The 17,275-nt window shown below is 42.4% G+C and carries 11 protein-coding genes and 1 pseudogene; 4 read left to right on the forward strand and 8 right to left on the reverse strand.

All coding sequences use genetic code 11. The features are described 5' to 3' along the window. Positions 1-4: 4 nt before the first annotated feature. On the reverse strand, positions 5-2,401 hold the full coding sequence (gene glgP / locus ACXPAV_RS06110; protein ID WP_458004361.1) for a glycogen/starch/alpha-glucan family phosphorylase: 2,397 nt from the start codon (positions 2,399-2,401) through the stop codon (positions 5-7). A 175-nt stretch (positions 2,402-2,576) separates the two neighbouring features. Here glgP and malT point away from each other — a divergent pair, with 175 nt between their 5' ends. Beyond that, complete coding sequence (gene malT / locus ACXPAV_RS06115) at positions 2,577-5,255, forward strand: HTH-type transcriptional regulator MalT (protein WP_458004362.1); 2,679 nt, start codon at positions 2,577-2,579, stop codon at positions 5,253-5,255. A 157-nt stretch (positions 5,256-5,412) separates the two neighbouring features. Here the strand turns inward: malT and malG are convergent, their stop codons facing one another. From malG to malE, 3 genes are all read right to left on the reverse strand, one after another. Further along, positions 5,413-6,303: a maltose ABC transporter permease MalG gene (malG, locus tag ACXPAV_RS06120; RefSeq protein WP_458004363.1), complete on the reverse strand. Its 891-nt coding sequence runs from the start codon at positions 6,301-6,303 to the stop codon at positions 5,413-5,415. Positions 6,304-6,311: 8 nt separating this feature from the next. Beyond that, a complete protein-coding gene (gene malF / locus ACXPAV_RS06125) occupies positions 6,312-7,868 on the reverse strand; it encodes a maltose ABC transporter permease MalF (protein WP_458004364.1) in 1,557 nt (518 codons plus the stop codon). 76 nt (positions 7,869-7,944) lie between these two features. Further along, positions 7,945-9,135, reverse strand: coding sequence for a maltose/maltodextrin ABC transporter substrate-binding protein MalE (gene malE / locus ACXPAV_RS06130; RefSeq protein ID WP_458004399.1), 1,191 nt, complete (start codon positions 9,133-9,135; stop codon positions 7,945-7,947). Between the two features lie 365 nt (positions 9,136-9,500). Here malE and malK point away from each other — a divergent pair, with 365 nt between their 5' ends. The 3 genes and pseudogenes from malK (at position 9,501) to malM (ending at position 12,962) form a co-directional block, all read left to right on the forward strand. Then, entirely contained in the window at positions 9,501-10,619 is a 1,119-nt protein-coding gene (gene malK / locus ACXPAV_RS06135) for a maltose/maltodextrin ABC transporter ATP-binding protein MalK (protein WP_458004365.1), read from the forward strand. A gap of 54 nt (positions 10,620-10,673) precedes the next feature. Then, positions 10,674-11,940 (forward strand): annotated as a pseudogene (locus ACXPAV_RS06140) (maltoporin). Between the two features lie 143 nt (positions 11,941-12,083). Next, entirely contained in the window at positions 12,084-12,962 is an 879-nt protein-coding gene (malM, locus tag ACXPAV_RS06145) for a maltose operon protein MalM (protein WP_458004366.1), read from the forward strand. Between the two features lie 401 nt (positions 12,963-13,363). On the opposite strand, the gene ACXPAV_RS06150 is transcribed toward malM, so the two are convergent. The 4 genes from ACXPAV_RS06150 to ACXPAV_RS06165 are packed head-to-tail and all read right to left on the reverse strand — an operon-like array spanning position 13,364 to position 17,248. Beyond that, a complete protein-coding gene (locus ACXPAV_RS06150) occupies positions 13,364-14,446 on the reverse strand; it encodes an extracellular solute-binding protein (protein ID WP_458004400.1) in 1,083 nt (360 codons plus the stop codon). A gap of 23 nt (positions 14,447-14,469) precedes the next feature. Beyond that, positions 14,470-15,312 carry an ABC transporter permease gene (locus tag ACXPAV_RS06155; RefSeq protein ID WP_013746882.1) on the reverse strand — a complete coding sequence of 281 codons (843 nt, stop codon included), beginning with the start codon at positions 15,310-15,312 and terminating at the stop codon, positions 14,470-14,472. Further along, positions 15,309-16,178, reverse strand: coding sequence for an ABC transporter permease (locus ACXPAV_RS06160; protein WP_039088689.1), 870 nt, complete (start codon positions 16,176-16,178; stop codon positions 15,309-15,311). The genes ACXPAV_RS06155 and ACXPAV_RS06160 overlap by 4 nt, the downstream gene beginning before the upstream one ends. Further along, positions 16,175-17,248, reverse strand: a complete 1,074-nt coding sequence (locus ACXPAV_RS06165) for an ABC transporter ATP-binding protein (protein ID WP_458004367.1) — start codon at positions 17,246-17,248, stop codon at positions 16,175-16,177. The genes ACXPAV_RS06160 and ACXPAV_RS06165 overlap by 4 nt, the downstream gene beginning before the upstream one ends. Positions 17,249-17,275: the final 27 nt, after the last annotated feature.

Raw genomic sequence — 17,275 nt, forward strand, 5'->3', positions numbered from 1 at the left:
TACGTTATTTTTTTAGCCAAATGCGTGATTGATAATCACGGATTGAACGATCCGAGCTGAATTTGCCAAGCCGTGCGGTGTTTAAAATGGCACTTTCTAACCACGCATCACGATCTAAATAAGCCTGGCCAATACGTTCCTGAGCTTTTCGATAGCTCTCAAAATCAGCGAAAACGAGGAATGGATCTCGCTCAAGCAAACTATCTAACATTAAGCTGAACGCCGTTTTATCCCCTTTGCTCGCTTTGCCTTTGGCCAAAAAATCCACCGCACTTTTTAATACGGGATCATTTTGATAGTAGCTTTTTGGCGAATAGCCCTCTGCCAGCAAGGTTTGAATGCTTTCAACCGTATGCCCAAAGAGGAAAATATGCTCTTTCCCCACCATTTCAGCAATTTCCACATTTGCCCCGTCAAGCGTTCCTAAGGTTAATGCCCCGTTTAATGCCAGCTTCATATTGCCTGTACCAGAGGCCTCTTTGCCAGCCATTGAGATTTGCTCGGAAATATCCGCCGCTGGGATAATTTTTTCCGCTAGCGACACGCGATAATCAGGTAAAAACGCCACTTGTAGCTTATCTTTCATCTGTTTATCGTTATTGATGATTTCAGCCACATTGTTAATGGCGTGAATAATATTTTTTGCTAGATAATAACCCGGTGCGGCTTTACCTGAAAAAATAAATAATCTCGGAGTGTAATCTTCATTTGGATTATCTTTTAGCCATTGATATGTCGCAATAATATTGAGTAAATTCAAATGCTGGCGTTTGTATTCGTGGAAACGCTTGATTTGCACATCAAAAATTGCATTTTGATTGATCGTAAAGCCGATCGTTTGCTCAATTTCTTTCGCTAAAGCTGCTTTGTTTTGTTGTTTTATTTGTTGATATGCCGCACGGAAATTGGCATCGCCAACCACATTTTCCACTTGGTGGAGCAATTCAAGATCTTTTTTCCAGTCGCCTTTGACGGTTTGATCGAGCAACTGGCTTAATGCAGGGTTGGCTTGTTGAATCCATCGTCTTGGGGTAATGCCATTGGTAACATTACAGAATTTTGTCGGGAAAAGTTGATGATATTCGGGGAAAAGCTGACTAACCAACAAATCAGAATGAATTTGAGCAACACCATTCACCGCAAAACAACTCACTACGCAAAGATTTGCCATTCTGACACGATAATCAAACAAAATCGCCAGTTTTTCCCATACTTTGGCATCATTGCCAAATTGTGTTTTCACTTGTTGATGGAAAATGTGATTAATTTTTTCCACAATTTTAAAGTGGCGTGGTAATAATTGTTTAAATAGGCGCTGATCCCATTGCTCCAAGGCTTCTGGGAGCAAGGTATGGTTTGTGTAAGCGAAACTTTGTTGGCAAATAGACCACGCTTGTTGCCAAGTGAGTTGATACTCATCAAGTAAAATCCGCATTAATTCAGGGATAGCGAGGGTTGGGTGTGTGTCATTAAGCTGAATGACTTGACGTTTCGGAAATTCTTCTAGCGAGAAGCCTTGTGCTAAATGGCGAGAAAGAATATCAGCCACAGAACAAGCACAATGGAAATATTGCTGCATTAAACGTAACTGTTGTCCTGCACGATGATTATCGTTCGGGTATAGCACCTGTGTAAGTGCGGTGCTTTTTATTAAGGTTTTTTCCGCTGCGACAAATTTGCCCTCATTAAACTGGTTTAAATCAAAAGATTGTGGGCTGTCTGCTTGCCAGAGGCGTAGCGGTTGGATTACGTCATTTTGATAGCCCACAATCGGCAGATCAAAAGCTTTGCCTTCAATGGTTAATTTGGGTTGCCATTCATAGCGATCTCCCTCGATTGCCACCACTTTTCCGCCAAAATGCACTTGTTGGGTTTTGCTTGGATTATAGCGATGCCAAGGATATTGATTTCTTCCCCATTCATCGCCACTTTCTACTTGTTTTCCGTCTTGGAACGCCTGTTTAAACAGCCCATATTGATAATGCAGCCCGTAGCCTGTCGCCGCTTGCCCTAGCGTTGCCATTGAATCTAAAAAACAGGCGGCTAAGCGTCCCAATCCGCCATTGCCTAAAGCAGGATCACGCTCTTGCTCCAGAACATCGACTAGCTCAATCTGATACTGGGCTAAATAGGCTTTGATGTCCTCGTAATAGCCCAAATTCATCAGGTTATTTCCCGTAAGGCGGCCAATGAGAAATTCCATTGAGAGATAATTAATATGGCGTTGCTCATCAACCTTGCCTTGCGGCTTGTGATATGCCATTTCAAGCACCGTACGAGCGATGACTTGATACCATTGCTCAAGGGTAAATTGTTGTGGTGAGTTAAGTTCAAAAAAACGGCAGTATTTTTGTACATTATTATCAAATAACGCCATTTCATTTGTATGAGAAATAGACATAAAAACTCCTTTTAAGGCATAAATTAAACATTCTTCTTGTTTTATTATGCTCGGCAGGAGAAAAAATAAATCCTCCTTGCTATAATCTTGTCAGTATGACGAGTAGGAAGTAATTTCTTATTTGGGGGAGGAGAACTCCAAAAGACATCTTTCATCAACAAAAGGGTTATTAACAATGTTAATTCCATCAAAACTTATTTGTTCTTACCGCCTACAAAATAGCGTAACCAGAACTGCTTTATTATCCTTGCTAGAACAGGCTTCAGATTATCCTTTAGTGCTGATTACCGCTCCCGCAGGTTATGGCAAAACTACGTTGATTTCCCAATGGGCAAAGGATAAACCACATCTAGGCTGGTATTCTTTAGATGAAAGCGATAATCAAACGGAGCGGTTCGCAGGCTATTTTTGTGCGGCATTAGCGAGAGCTACCAACAACCACATTCACAATGAAGACAATCCGCCCTATTCCAATTTGTTTTCACTGTTTAATCAGTTGTTGGTCAATCTTGCTTCCTACGAACAGCCATTTTATCTGGTAATTGATGATTATCATTTAATTGAAAACGAAGAAATTCACGACGCATTAAAATATTGGATCAAACACCAACCGCCTGCAATGACGCTCATTTTGATTTCACGTTCTCAGCCGCCATTAGGTTTAGCCAGTTTAAGAGTGCAAGAACAATTATTAGAAATTAATGCCCATCAACTGCCTTTTTCTCATCAAGAAAGTATTGCATTTTTCCAATCTCGCTTAGAAGATCCCTTAACGGAACAAGAAATTACCGCACTTTGTGATGAGGTGGAGGGCTGGCCGACGGCGTTACAACTCATCAGCCTTTCTGCCAAGCAGCAGAGAAGTACTTTACAAGATATTGCTAAACGCCTTTCCCATCATAGTTTTCACATCAATGATTACTTAAACGACGAAGTGCTTGCCCCTGTGGATAAAGCAACCAGACAATTTATTTTGCGTTGCTCCATTCTGCGTTCAATGAACGAAACTCTCGTAGCTGAAGTAACGGGCGAAACAGAGAGCCGATTTATTTTGGAACGGTTAGAAAAACAAGGGCTATTTTTACAGCGAATGGAAAGCGATGATAATTGGTGGCGTTTTCACCCGCTTTTTGCCTCTTTCTTAGCTCATTGTAGCCAGCGTGAGTTGGCAAATGAAATGCCCGCATTGCACCAACAAGCGGCACAAGGTTGGCTCGCTCAAGGCTATGTTACCGAAGCCCTCTACCACGCCAGCTTATTAGAAAACAAACAATTATTGTTGCAAATTTTATCACAAAACGGCTGGCAATTATTCCACCAAGGGGAACTCAAATTATTAGAGCAAAGCCTAGAACATCTTGATGATACAGGGCTTGTCGCCTACCCTAATCTGGTGTTATTAAAAGCGTGGCTTGCCCAAAGCCAACATCGGCATAGTGAAGTAGCTGGCATTTTTGCCCATTTTGAGCAACAGAACATCGATCTCAGCCCTGAAAATCAAGCGGAATTTGACGTGTTGCTCGCCCAAGTCGCCATAAATTCAGGCGATGAAAACACCGCACTTTCACTTGCCTCCAATGCATTAAATCGCCTTGCTGACAACGCCCACTATGCCAAAATTGTTGCCACCTCCATTATTGGCGAGGCGTGGCACGTTAAAGGCAATTTCGCCGATGCCATTACAATGTTACAAAAAGCGGAAAAAATGGCTCGCCAATATCACACCTCTCACAATGTGCTGTGGACATTACTCCAACAATCGGAAATCTTGATCGCCCAAGGTTTTTTACAAGCGGGGTACGATATGCTCAATAAAGCGACGCTATTTGTGAAAGAAAACCACTTACAACAAATTCCAATGTATGAGTTTTTGCTCCGTTTGAAAGGGCAAATTTTATGGGATTGGTATGATTTGGACAAAGCCGAAGCAATGGCAACAGCCGGTATTTCTGTGTTGGATAGCGAAGAAGCGAGGCTACAATGTTTGGCGATTTTATGCAAAATTTCCATTGTACGCGGGGATTTAGACAACGCCGCCCGACTGCTAGAAAAAATTACCCGACTACAAAATGCACATCATTATCACAACGATTGGAATGCCAATGCTGATCAGGTCAAAATTGTGTTATGGCAAATGACGAACGATAACCAAGCTGCTCAAAATTGGCTGATTCAAAATCAACCGCCAAGCACGGATACCAATCATTTCAGCCAAGTACAATGGCGTAATATTGCGCGGGCAAAAATGCTGATTGGCGATTATGAGGCTGCCAAAACGATTTTGGATAAATTGATCCAAACGGCGGAAAAGTTACAATTTATCAGCGACTTAAACCGAGCCTTAATTTTACGCAATCGGCTGCATTTTCTTACACATAACAAAACAGCAGCGATGGCAGATCTTCAGCTTGCTCTTGCCCTCACCAAACAAACCAACTTTATCAGTGTTTTCGTGTTGGAGGGGGAAATAATGGCACAGCAAATCCGCCAATTACTTGCCCAAAACAGCCTCGATGAATTAGTTGCTCATAAAGCTCAATTTATCTTACGCCACATCAACCAATATTATCGACATAAATTCGCTCATTTTGATGAAGAATTTGTCGCACAATTATTAAAAAATCCGCAAGTGCCAGATTTATTAAAAATCAGCCCCCTTACCCAACGGGAATGGCAAGTGCTAGGCTTAATTTATTCGGGATATAGCAACGACCAAATTTCAGATGAATTACAAGTTGCCACCACTACAATTAAAACCCATATCCGCAATTTATATCAAAAATTAGGCGTAGCAAATCGTAACGAAGCCATTCAATACACAAGGGAACTTTTGCAGTTGATGGGGTATAGCTAGTGATTATTGCTTTTACAAAGCATTTAAGGTTGGCAAGTCTTAAAAGCAAAGTGAGGTGGAATTTTTTAAATTTTTATTAGAAAAAAGACCGCACTTTTTATTCTTAAGGAAAATAATGTGCGGTCAGATTTTTTATAATTTTTTTATTTTAATTGGTTTAGCCTTTTACCCCACCTGCGGTTAATCCGCCAACTAGCCAACGTTGGGCGAGTAGGAAGACGGCGGTGATAGGGATAGCGGAAAGGACGGCTGCAGCGGCAAAATCGCCCCATAAATAGTTTTGAGGATAAAGATATTGTTGCATACCCACGGCGAGGGTGTAGCTTTCCACATCACGCAAAAGTAACGAGGCGATTGGCACTTCTGTAATGGCAGCGATGAAAGATAAAATAAACACCACTGCCAAAATCGGCACAGAAAGAGGAAGCAAGATTAAACGGAATGCCTGCCACGGGGTTGCACCGTCTAATTCTGCAGCTTCTTCTAATGAGCCGTCGATAGTTTCAAAATAGCCTTTGATCGTCCAAACGTGCAATGCGATACCACCAAGATAGGCGAAGATCACGCCAGCGTGAGTGTTTAACCCCAGAAATGGGATATATTGCCCTAGGCGATCAAACAAGGCATATAAGGCGACAAGGGATAACACCGCAGGGAACATTTGGAAAATCAGCATTCCTTGCAGCAAGGTTTTTTTGCCTTTGAATTTCATTCTTGCGAAGGCATAGGCACAGGTAGTTGAGAGGGCAACAATCCCAACAGAGGTGAGGGTTGCCACTTTCACGGAATTCCAAAGCCAAAGTAATACCGGAAACGGCGGTGGGGTGATCGTGCCGTCAGAATGCACCACATCAAAGCCAAGAGCGAGTTTCCAATGTTCCCACGAAATTTCGTGCGGAATAATATTACCAAGTGCCAAATTCCCCGGACGTAAAGAAATGCCAACCACCATTAATAGCGGAAACATTATTAAAGCGATAAAGGCAATTAAAAATAAATGGGTTGCCCATAGGCGATAGCGTAAGGATTTTGCTTGAACAATAGCCATAATTCCTCCTAGTCAAATTTCATTTTTGTGGCTTTGATATTTAATAAAGCAAGCCCTGCGACTAATAAGAAAATGAGGGTTGCAATGGCAGCTGCGAGCCCGAAATCTTGGCTACCGCCGCCTTCAAATGCAATTCGGTAAGTGTAGCTCACTAAAAGATCCGTATGCCCTGCTGGTGTTGTTGTGCCGATCATATCTGGTCGCCCATTGGTTAATAATTGAATTAGCACAAAGTTGTTAAAATTAAAGGCGAACGAGGCGATCATTAAGGGAGTGAGCGGTTTCAACAATAAAGGCACGGTAATTTTGCTAAAATTTTGCCAAGTGGACGCACCGTCCATTGCGGAGGCTTCATACAAATCTTGCGGAATGGCTTTCAATAAGCCCATACATAAGATCATCATATAAGGATAGCCCAGCCAAGTATTCACAATTAAAATCATCACTTTAGCCAAGAACGGATCATTAAACCATTCAGGGCGAATGCCAAAAAGCTGATGCAAGATCATATTGATTTCGCCAAAGCTCTGATTAAATAAGCCTTTGAAAATTAAAATCGAAATAAAAGCGGGAACGGCATAGGGCAAAATTAATAAAAGACGATAAACCGCTTTGCCTTTTAAGGCTTCCCACTGCACGAGGCTGGCGAAAATCATTCCTAAGATCACTGTAAAAATCACCGTCAGCACAGAAAATACAATCGTCCAGATAAAAATTTGGATAAACGGCTTTTGAATGCCCTCATCGGTGAAAATTTTAATAAAATTGCTGAAGCCGATGGAAACGGTGAAACCGGGTTCAAGGGTTTCTTTCAGCCAGTTGCCTTGTGCATCAATTTGTTGGAAAAAGCCCGTGTCAAAATTGGCAGCATAGCGTTTGCCGTTTTCGTTATTAACGAGCTGATGTGTCGCTTCGTCATAATGATAGCGAGGGCTTTGAGCTGAAAACTGGCGTAATGAACTCATTGTTAATGATGAGCCATTCGGTAAAATTAAGGTCATCGCTTGCAAGGTTTGGCGATTTTGGGTAATGGTTTTCAGCGGAGCGGTACTGATGTTTGGCAGATCTTGTTGCGTTAAATTGACTTGTGCAGGGGCTAACAGTACGGGTTCGGAAAGAAAATATTCTCCGTTATGCGATAAGCCAATTTGGAATTTTCCCTCCGCTTGTGGGTAGAGCTTGAAATCATATTTTTCGCCAGATAAATATTTCTGGGTGGTTAAAACGTTTAACGCACGCTCAAATGAAAGTTGGTTTGTGCTGCTGTAATTGGTGAATGCAATGGCGATAGTGGCTACCAATGGAAACAAAATAAAGATGATCATTCCTGTGATGCCGGGGTACACATATCGCCACGCATAGGCTTTCGGGCTGCTAAAAATATAAACCCCAGAGGTGAGAATCACGAGGGTTAATAGGGCGAAAAGATACTCGCCTTGCGAATACATCAGCATTACGGCATAAAAATCCAAGAGCAAAATGGCAAGGATTAGGCTGTATCTGACAAAACCTCGTTGCTTCAGCTTGGGGGTTAAAACAGGATTGGGGCTTAAAAATGATCGCATACTACACCTCAAAAAAAATGTAAAAAAAAAGCACCGCACTTTTAGCTATAGACAAAAGGGGGAAATTCCCCTCAAATTATTGCTGTTTTAAAATTCTTGCTCGTGCGTCATCTAGGGCTTGTTGTACCGTTTGACGACCATTCACCGCATTAGTAATCGCACTGCGTTCAGCGTACCAAAAGGCGGACATTTGCGGAATGTTCGGCATAATTTCTCCGTTTTCCGCATTCGTCATCGTGGCGGCAATGCTAGGATCAACAGCGAGCTTAGCTTGGTAAGATTTCAATGCCACCGCACCCAATGGTTTATCTTTATTCACAGTAGCTAACCCTTCGTCTGTTAAAAGATAATTTTCTAAAAACTCAATAGCGAGATCCTGATTTGGGCTTGCGGCATTGATCGCGGCACTTAATACCCCCACAAATGGTTTAGATGGGTTACCATTGAGGGTAGGCAATACTGCCACGCCATAATTGATCCCACTTTTTTCAATGTTGCCCCACGACCAAGGCCCGTTGATGGTTAAGGCAGTTTCTCCTTTGTTGAAGCTGGCTTCCGCAACGGAATAATCCATATCAGGATTGATCACCTTGTCTTTCACCAAATCTACGACAAATTGTAATCCTTGTTGCGAACCTGCGTTATTCACGCCGATGTCTTGCGGGTTGTAGCGTCCATTGTCAAATTTGAATGCATAGCCTCCATTGGCAGCAACCACTGGCCAAGTGAAATAAGGCTCTGCAAGGTTCCACATAATGGCATTTTTCCCCTGTGCTTTTAGGGTTTTATCCAATTTGCGGATTTCTTCCCAAGTGCGAGGCGGCGATTCGATCAGGTCTTTGTTGTAGATTAATGAAAGGGATTCAATCGCAACGGGATAAGAAATTACCTTGCCGTTATAGGTTTGTGCGTCCCACACGAAATCGGCGAATTTTTCTTTAAATTCAGGGCTAGGGTGCAATTCGGCTAACAATCCTGCTTGTGCATAGCCACCAAAGCGATCGTGTGCCCAGAAAATGATGTCGGGTCCATCGCCTGTTGCGGCAACTTGTGAGAATTTTTCTTCTAGTTTATCAGGGTGTTCTACTAACACGGGAATGCCTGTATCCGCTTCAAATTTTTTCCCAACTTCAGCCAAGCCGTTATAGCCTTTGTCGCCGTTGATCCAAATCACCAGTTTTCCTTCGCTCATTTTCGCCATTACCGCCCCTGAGAAAACAAGGCTGGCAATGGTGCTTAGGGTGAAAGTCAATAAGGTTTTTTTCATCACTTTTTTCATAATACTACGCTCCTGATTGTGAGTGGGTAATAAGGATTACTGCTTCATTATGCGTAAATTTTACAATTTGTTATCCTCCCCCCATCTCCTCCTTTTAAAAAATCAGCCTGTTATGGCAAGTTTTTTCTATTTCTGTGAGCAAGCTCACAAAAATGAAAGAAGAAAATGTGATCGCTATCACAAAAGCTCGCCAAATTGTCCTTTTCAACACACAACATCATTTTCAGCCGATTTTTTCATCTAATCCTTAAAAAAATCCGTCAAGGAGGATTTTTTTTATAAATGAATAGGGGAAGATACGGCACATTGAATTATCCTAAGCTTTCGGATAAAAATGCAAAACGAGGTTAAATATGGCAAAGGTATCCTTACGCAATGTGGGTAAATCCTACGGCAATGTACAGATTTCAACGGACATTAATTTAGAAATTGATGAAGGCGAATTTGTCGTTTTTGTTGGACCTTCTGGCTGTGGAAAATCCACCTTACTTAGAATGATCGCAGGGCTTGAAGACATCAGCACAGGGGATTTATACATCGGCGAAAAAAGAATGAATGATGTGCCGCCAGCCAAAAGAGGCATAGGAATGGTGTTTCAATCTTACGCCCTCTACCCTCATTTGAATGTGGCGGAAAATATGTCTTTCGGCTTAAAACTGGCTGGGGTGAGCAAAGCGGAACGTGAGGCTCGGGTAAATCAAGTGGCAGAAGTGTTACAACTTGCCCATTTGCTCGATCGCAAGCCGAAAGCCTTATCGGGCGGTCAGCGACAACGGGTGGCGATTGGCAGAACTCTCGTTTCTCAGCCTGAAGTCTTTTTACTTGATGAACCCCTTTCTAATCTTGATGCCGCATTACGCGTACAAATGCGGGTGGAAATTTCCAAATTACACAAAAAATTGAACCGCACTATGATTTACGTTACCCACGATCAAGTGGAGGCGATGACTCTTGCGGATAAAATCGTAGTATTAAAAGCTGGCGGAATTGCACAAGTTGGTAAACCACTTGAACTTTATCATTATCCAGCGAATCGTTTTGTCGCTGGGTTTATTGGCTCACCAAAAATGAACTTTTTGCCTGTTAAAGTAACTGGCGTTGAAAATGAGCGGGTCAGAGTCGAATTACCTGATGCCAATCACCATAACTTTTGGATTCCTGTCCGCGGTGATGGTGTGAAAGTGGGAGATAACCTTTCCCTTGGTATTCGACCAGAGCATCTTGTTCCCTCCGAAAACGCCGAAGTGACTTTGCGAGGTAAAGTTCAAGTGGTGGAACTACTGGGCTATGAAACCCAAATCCATCTTGAAATTCCTGAAATTAAACAGCCAACCTTGGTCTATCGACAAAATGATGTGGTGTTGATTGATGAGGGGGCAGAATTTGATATTGGGATCGTGCCAGAGCGTTGTCATTTATTCAAAGAAAACGGGGTGGCTTGCCCAAGGCTTTTTAAAGAAAAAGGGGGGTAACCATCATTTTTCATTTCTCTTTCATACGTCAATTATTTTCAAGTGAGGTCGCTTATGAAAAACGCAAAAACACGCATTGCAACCGCTATCGCCGCCAGTTTTATCGCACTGAGTGCGAATTGATTTTCACGGCTATGCTCGTTCGGGCATTGGTTGGACATCAGGCGGTGGTGAGCAAACCGCCTTTACGGTGAATGGGGGTGGTTCAAAATATCGCTTAGGTAACGAAGCGGAAACCTATGCGGAATTTAAATTGGGGCAAGAGCTATTCAATGAGGGCAATAAATCTATTTATTTAGATTCCAACCTTGCTTATTCCGTGAACCAACAGGGTGATTGGGAAACTACAACGCCAGCGTTGCGTGAAATTAACGTTCAATTTAAAAACTTCCTCGACAGCCTACCCGATGCCACTTTATGGGCAGGGAAACGTTTTTATCAACGCCACGATGTGCATCTTAATGACTTCTATTATTGGGATATTTCAGGCCCCGGTGCTGGGGTAGAGAATATTGATGTGGGCGTAGGGAAATTGTCTTTTGCCGTAACTCGCAATACCGAGCAAGGCGGAGCGTACGGCTGGAATTATAACCCGATTACGAAAAAGTGGGAATCCACTCGTGATCTAGATAAAGACGTGTATAACGATGTCTTTGATGTGCGTCTTGCCGATCTTGAAGTGAATAAAAACGGAAAATTAGAAATCGGGCTAGATTATGGTAACTCTCACACCAAAAATCACGCCAGCCGTGTCGAGGGTGCGAGTAAAAACGGGTATATGCTCACCCTTGAACACACACAAGGCGAATTTTTTGGCGGTTTTAATAAATTTACCGTGTAATACGCCACAGACGCGATGACCTCTTGGAGTACGGGGCATTCTCAAGGCGGCTCAAATACCAATAAAGGGCATATGCTACGTTTAATCAATCAAGGCGTTGTCGCACCGTCAGATAAAGTGGAAGTGATGTATGCGTTAATTTACGAAAAAACCGATTTAGATAATCATCAAGGGAAAACGTGGTATTCCGCAGGCGTTCGCCCGATGTACAAATGGACTGACACAATGAGTACGCTGGTTGAAGTGGGTTATGATCGCATCAAAGATCAGCAAACAGGATCGAAAAATCAGCTAATGAAATACACCCTCGCCCAACAATGGCAAGCCGGTAGCAGTATTTGGGCAAGACCTGCAATCCGTGTGTTCGGCACTTATGCTCATTGGAACGATAAATTTAATACCAGCAAACGCACTGACGCAGGCTATAAAGCCAAAGATGGCGAATTTATCGCTGGCATACAATTTGAAGCTTGGTGGTAATGCCAACCACGGAATGGATCTCAGATTCAGGCACCCCATAAGTAAATCATAGGACAAGGCAAGCAAAAAAACTGGCTTAAAAAACCACCGCACTTTTGCTTGCATCTTCAACAACACAATGGCTTTCTTCTTGTGAGGTAACAATGAAATTAACCAAAAAAACACGCATTTTTTTGACCGCACTTTTTGCCACCGCTCTTCTCAGCACTCAACCAACATTCGCCGCAACCTTGTCTTTGCCTGCTCAAAGCCTCGCTCAGTTGCACTGGCAAGATGTCGCACTACCGCAACAGGTGAAAACCGAACTTAACGCCACACAAAAACAAGGGTTTACGTTCTCTTTTGCTGGGATTGAAAGCCCTGTTGCGGCTTATCACCTCCCTGCAAGCCAAGGAGCAATGGAAATCGAAATTGAAAGTGAGGTGCAAAATCAGCACGTTTTTGTCCCGAATGTCGTGGTTTTGGATAGCCAATTTCAGGTTGCAGCACATTATGATTCCGCCTACTTTAAACTGCAAGAAGAACGTGGGCTAAAGCCGAATAGATTAGTTGCGACGCTAAATCTCACGCCAATTAATCAAGGGGCATTATACTTGCTGATTTACACCACAAAAGCGGATTTGGCAGGGCAAACTGTCGTCCCTCACCCCTCAAAACTTTTTGCCAAAGCCACAGGCAAACAACCACCAGCGATTGCGGATATTCAAGTGAAGCATAGTTTAAATGGTAAGCTCATCGTTAATTTCCAACCTGCTAACGGCACACATTTTGTCGGCTTTAATCAGATTTTTACAATGGAAAAAAACGCCCCCGCAGCCACCGCCGTGATTGCTAACCAAAAGGGAGAGAATGAGAAAAATGTTAAGGTGGAGAAAGAAACGGAGGCCTATTTTAATCAAGCTGTCCTCAATGCGTTAAAACAAAAAGACATCAATCGAGCCTTAAATCTGGTCAATGAAGCGGAAAAATTAGGGCTACGAACGCCTCGAAAATTATTTTTACAGCAGGTTTCAGCGAAATAATCTTACTTTGTCTTTTTCATTATTTACTGCACCAAGAGAGTGCAGTTTTTTTATAAGCAAATTCAAAATCCATTTAAAAAGTGTAATGGTACATTACAGTTATATTAGAAGTTCAAGCTCCTTTGAAGAATATATCTTTGCAGGCAATAAAAGTGAATTCGATAAAGCTAGTTTATAGCTTGATTTTTCTGAAATTGGTGGCCTTTTAAAAAAGATAATACGAAAAAATTTACTAAAAGAATTTTCTCAAAAAAGGAATGGAAGCCAAAATGCAACTTTTAGCAAAAGTTTCATCTCATTTTCTTATGTTTAAGTTCAAAATAACAAGCTGAAGCAAATCCCGCATTTTTTGAATGTAAATAGCGAAAAAATAAGCTAAGGCGAACCTTAGCTTATTCCGTTTATTTTGCGATCACTTCTTTGGTGAAATCGGCAATCGCTGCTTTGCTCCAGTCAAGCGGGAAGAAAGGAATATCCGCTTGCCCGATTTCCGCATTCAATGGGCGAATACCAAAATGGTTGGCTAATTTTTGTTGCGTTTCAGGTGAAACTAGCCAGTTAGTAAACACTAAACTTGCTGCAGGGTGTGGGGCATTTTGTGCGACAACAACCACATTACCGCCGCCCGGCATTCCGAATTTCGGCACATAAAATTTTAAGCGAGGCGTAACCGCACCTTGTTTTTGTAGGCTAAATAAATGATCTTGCCAAGCGGCAACAATGTCTAATTCGCCATCATTTAAGCGTGTTAAACTGTCGGCGTTAGAGGCGGTACGTACCATATTTTGTTTATTTTGATTAAACCAATCCCAAGTGCTTTGCCAATTTTTCGTTTGTAGTGCATCAAATGGAGTATTTTGATAATCGTATTGACCACTTACATTAAGTAAGGCTTGGAAAATAAAGGCTTTGCCCGAAGCCCCACCATTTGGATCAGCGTAACCAAATTTTTTCGGGTGAGTTTGGATATAGGTTTCAGTTTCCGCCCAGGTTTGTGGCAGTTGATCTTCACTCACCCGCATTGGATCATAAGCGAAGCCCGTTTGGTTGCCCCAAAATCCCATTGCTTGATTGCCAAATTTAACGCCTTGCAGAGCGTGGTTGGCTTGAGCGAAATTAGGCAAGCTGTTGAGATTTCGTAACACATCATTTTTCTGCACGATAGGATAATTGTCGGCAGCGATGGCGATCACGTCCATTTTCCCTTTACTAAGGGATTTTTCAGCGATCAGCTTATTCATATTACCGTCTAAAGTGCCTTCAGGAATTTTCACTTTGATGCCATAGGTTTTTTCAAAATCTTTGACAAAAAGACGGAATTGCGGTTGTAAATACCACACGCTAAAGGTTACCGAGCCTTCTTGTTTAGCTTGTGCCACAATCTCTTCCCAGCTTTTTTGGCTGAGATCTTGGGAAGCCGAAACGGACAGGGCGGTGGTTAGCCCTAAACTGATTAATGCGGTTTTGATAAGACGAGTTTTCATCATTGTTTCTCCTCTGGTGGAAATCAGGCTTTGCCTGTGGATTGTGATAAATAGTTACCTTTCAATAAACGCTCGATAATTAACAGCAAGATAACGTTTGGAATTAATAAGATGATCGATACCACGGCGGCATTTGGGCGAATGAAAGAGTAGCCCAAGAAAGAATAAAGTATGGTTGGCACAGTAATGAAATCAGGCGAGCCGATGACAAAAGAAATGCTAAATTCCTCGATACTTTTCACTAAACAGAAAATAATAGAGGCTAAAAACGCAGGCTTGAGCATCGGCAGATACACATCTTTAAAGGTGGTTAGTTTTGACGCACCGAGATCACGGCTGGCATCAATTAAATCTTGTGGCACGGCGGAAAAGCCCGAAGATAAAATACGAATGGCGTAAGGCAAGGTCATTACCGTATGTCCGATAATAATGCCGATCATTGGGTTGCTAATGTTGAGCTGAATTAACACCGCACTAAAGAATAGCGCAATGATCATTCCAGGGATCACCAAAGGAATTAAGGTAATAAGTTCGGCAATTTTTTTACCACGAAACTCCATTCGTCCAAAGGCATAAGCTGTTGGCAAGGCAAGCGTGATGGCGATTAAAGAAACAATCGGTGCAATGGTATAGCTATTCAACATTGCTTCTTTCAGGGCGGTGTTTTCCCACACATAATGCCAACGCTCAAAAGACAGCACAGGCGGGAAAATATCGGGATAGCTCCAAGGGTGTTGCGGATCAACCAGCGACCACAGCCCAGCCATTAAGAAAGGCAGCACCAGCCAGACAAAATTTACCACCACAAAAAAGATCAGCACAATGCGGTTAATTAAACGGGTGTTGTTACTTTGGATTCTGTTCATTTTACCGCTCCTCGTTTAACAGATAATGGACGAATAATTAAGGTGATGAGAACGGAGGCTAGGGCAGAAGTCAGCATTATCACCATTGCCAATACCGCACTTTGATTCCATTCTTCAAACTCATAAGCACTCATTTGCATAAAGCGAGCGAGAGAGTAGGTATCACGCGGGCCGGCAATGCTATAAAAGGCGAAATCACCCAACGCACCGATAAAAATCAAAATAAAGGACACTTGCACCGCCCCGAGCGTGAGAGGAAAGATCACATAAATAAAGCGTTGCCAACTGGTTGAACCTAGATTTGACGCAGCATCAAACAGATCACTTTTCAGCGAATTGACCGCACCGCCAACCAAAATTAACGCAAAGGGAATATTTTTCCACATTTGCAAAATCACAATGCCCCAGCCGAAGCTATCATTTTGTAGGGATTTTGGTTCTTGCCAAATGCCGAGCCAAACCAGTGTTTCGTTTAAAATACCGTGATAGGAAATCATATTCATAAACAAAAAGGCGGCTACCAAGCCCGGCACAAGCATCGGCATACGGAAAAAGGTGATGATAAATTCTTTGCCTTTCATTGGGTTGCGTAGCCATAAGGCGATGGGGTAGGCAACCAAAATCGACAGCAACGCCCCAAGGAAAGAAACCCGCACGGAATACCAAAAGGATTTATGAAAAATCGGGTTGCTCAGCACTTCTTGCCAATAATCCAAGGTGAAATGCGAGGGTTCGCCATACATATTTTGTAAGCCGAAACTTTGTGCCACCACTAAATAAAAGGTTGAACCCATTAATAATAAAATCGTGCCAAGCCCTGTGCTTAACAGTAGCCAAGCCTTGAGATCTTGTTTTACCGATTTCATACTGCCTCCAAGAAACGAATGGCATTGCGTGCGAGGGTGAAAAATAATTCTTCTGATTGATTTAACAAAGGCGAAAATTTGGTTAATTGCAACCGCACTTTCTCATTTGGCAAACCTGAAGTTACCAAGCCTTGCACTTCAGTCATATTGCCCATAAAGGCGGTTTGTAGCACTTTGACGCTAAATTTATTCTCCACATTGCTATTTGGCTCACAAGGGACGGCATCTTCAGGACGAAAACAAATATAAATATTCTCAGCCACAGGCTTGTGGGCTGATTGCACAATAAATTTGCCCCATAAGGAATCCACTTGATAGAGATTATCTTGCCAATGTTTGACGTTCGCTTTAGTAATGTTTGCCACGCCGATGAAATCGGCAATAAAACGATTTTTCGGTTGGTAATAAATCTCTTGTGGCGTGCCGATTTGTTCGATTTGCCCTTTATTCAACACAATGATTTTATCGGACATCGACAGGGCTTCCGCCTGATCGTGCGTTACATAAATGCTGGTTAAATTATATTGATGAGAAAGCTGTTTGATTTCAAAACGCACGCTTTCCCGCAATTTGGCATCAAGGTTTGATAATGGCTCATCAAATAAAATCACATCAGGGCGGGTTACCATTGCCCTTGCTAATGCCACACGCTGTTGCTGACCACCTGAAAGCTCAGAGGGCAGTTTCAACTTTTGCGTTTCCAAATCCATTTGCTTTAATGCCACATTTAAACGGGCGATTTGCTCATCAATCGGCACATTTTTCTGTTTCAAGCCGTAGCAAATATTGTGCGAAACGTTCAAATGGGGGAACAACGCATAAGATTGGAAACACATCGCTGTGTTACGTTTTTCTGGCGGAATGTTATTCACGGGGCGATCACCAATGATAATTTCGCCCTCATCCGCCTTATGAAAACCTGCAATTAGTTTTAAGAGCGAGGTTTTTCCACAGCCACTCGGGCCGAGCAAGGTAACAAACTCCCCTTCTTCTGCGGTGAAAGAAATATTATTGGCGGCATAAAAATCGCCAAATTTTTTGGTGATATTGCGTAATTCGAGTTTTGCCATTGTTGATTCGCTCCTCTAGGTGGGTTG

The organism is Gallibacterium sp. ZY190522, assembly GCF_054166015.1.

Bases quoted from the DNA above. Each gene is read 5' to 3' on its own strand.
- glgP (WP_458004361.1), bottom strand. From the start codon at position 2,401: ATGTCTATTTCTCATACAAATGAAATGGCGTTATTTGATAATAATGTA.
- malT (WP_458004362.1), top strand. From the start codon at position 2,577: ATGTTAATTCCATCAAAACTTATTTGTTCTTACCGCCTACAAAATAGC.
- malG (WP_458004363.1), bottom strand. From the start codon at position 6,303: ATGGCTATTGTTCAAGCAAAATCCTTACGCTATCGCCTATGGGCAACC.
- malF (WP_458004364.1), bottom strand. From the start codon at position 7,868: ATGCGATCATTTTTAAGCCCCAATCCTGTTTTAACCCCCAAGCTGAAG.
- malE (WP_458004399.1), bottom strand. From the start codon at position 9,135: ATGAAAAAAACCTTATTGACTTTCACCCTAAGCACCATTGCCAGCCTT.
- malK (WP_458004365.1), top strand. From the start codon at position 9,501: ATGGCAAAGGTATCCTTACGCAATGTGGGTAAATCCTACGGCAATGTA.
- malM (WP_458004366.1), top strand. From the start codon at position 12,084: ATGAAATTAACCAAAAAAACACGCATTTTTTTGACCGCACTTTTTGCC.
- ACXPAV_RS06150 (WP_458004400.1), bottom strand. From the start codon at position 14,446: ATGAAAACTCGTCTTATCAAAACCGCATTAATCAGTTTAGGGCTAACC.
- ACXPAV_RS06155 (WP_013746882.1), bottom strand. From the start codon at position 15,312: ATGAACAGAATCCAAAGTAACAACACCCGTTTAATTAACCGCATTGTG.
- ACXPAV_RS06160 (WP_039088689.1), bottom strand. From the start codon at position 16,178: ATGAAATCGGTAAAACAAGATCTCAAGGCTTGGCTACTGTTAAGCACA.
- ACXPAV_RS06165 (WP_458004367.1), bottom strand. From the start codon at position 17,248: ATGGCAAAACTCGAATTACGCAATATCACCAAAAAATTTGGCGATTTT.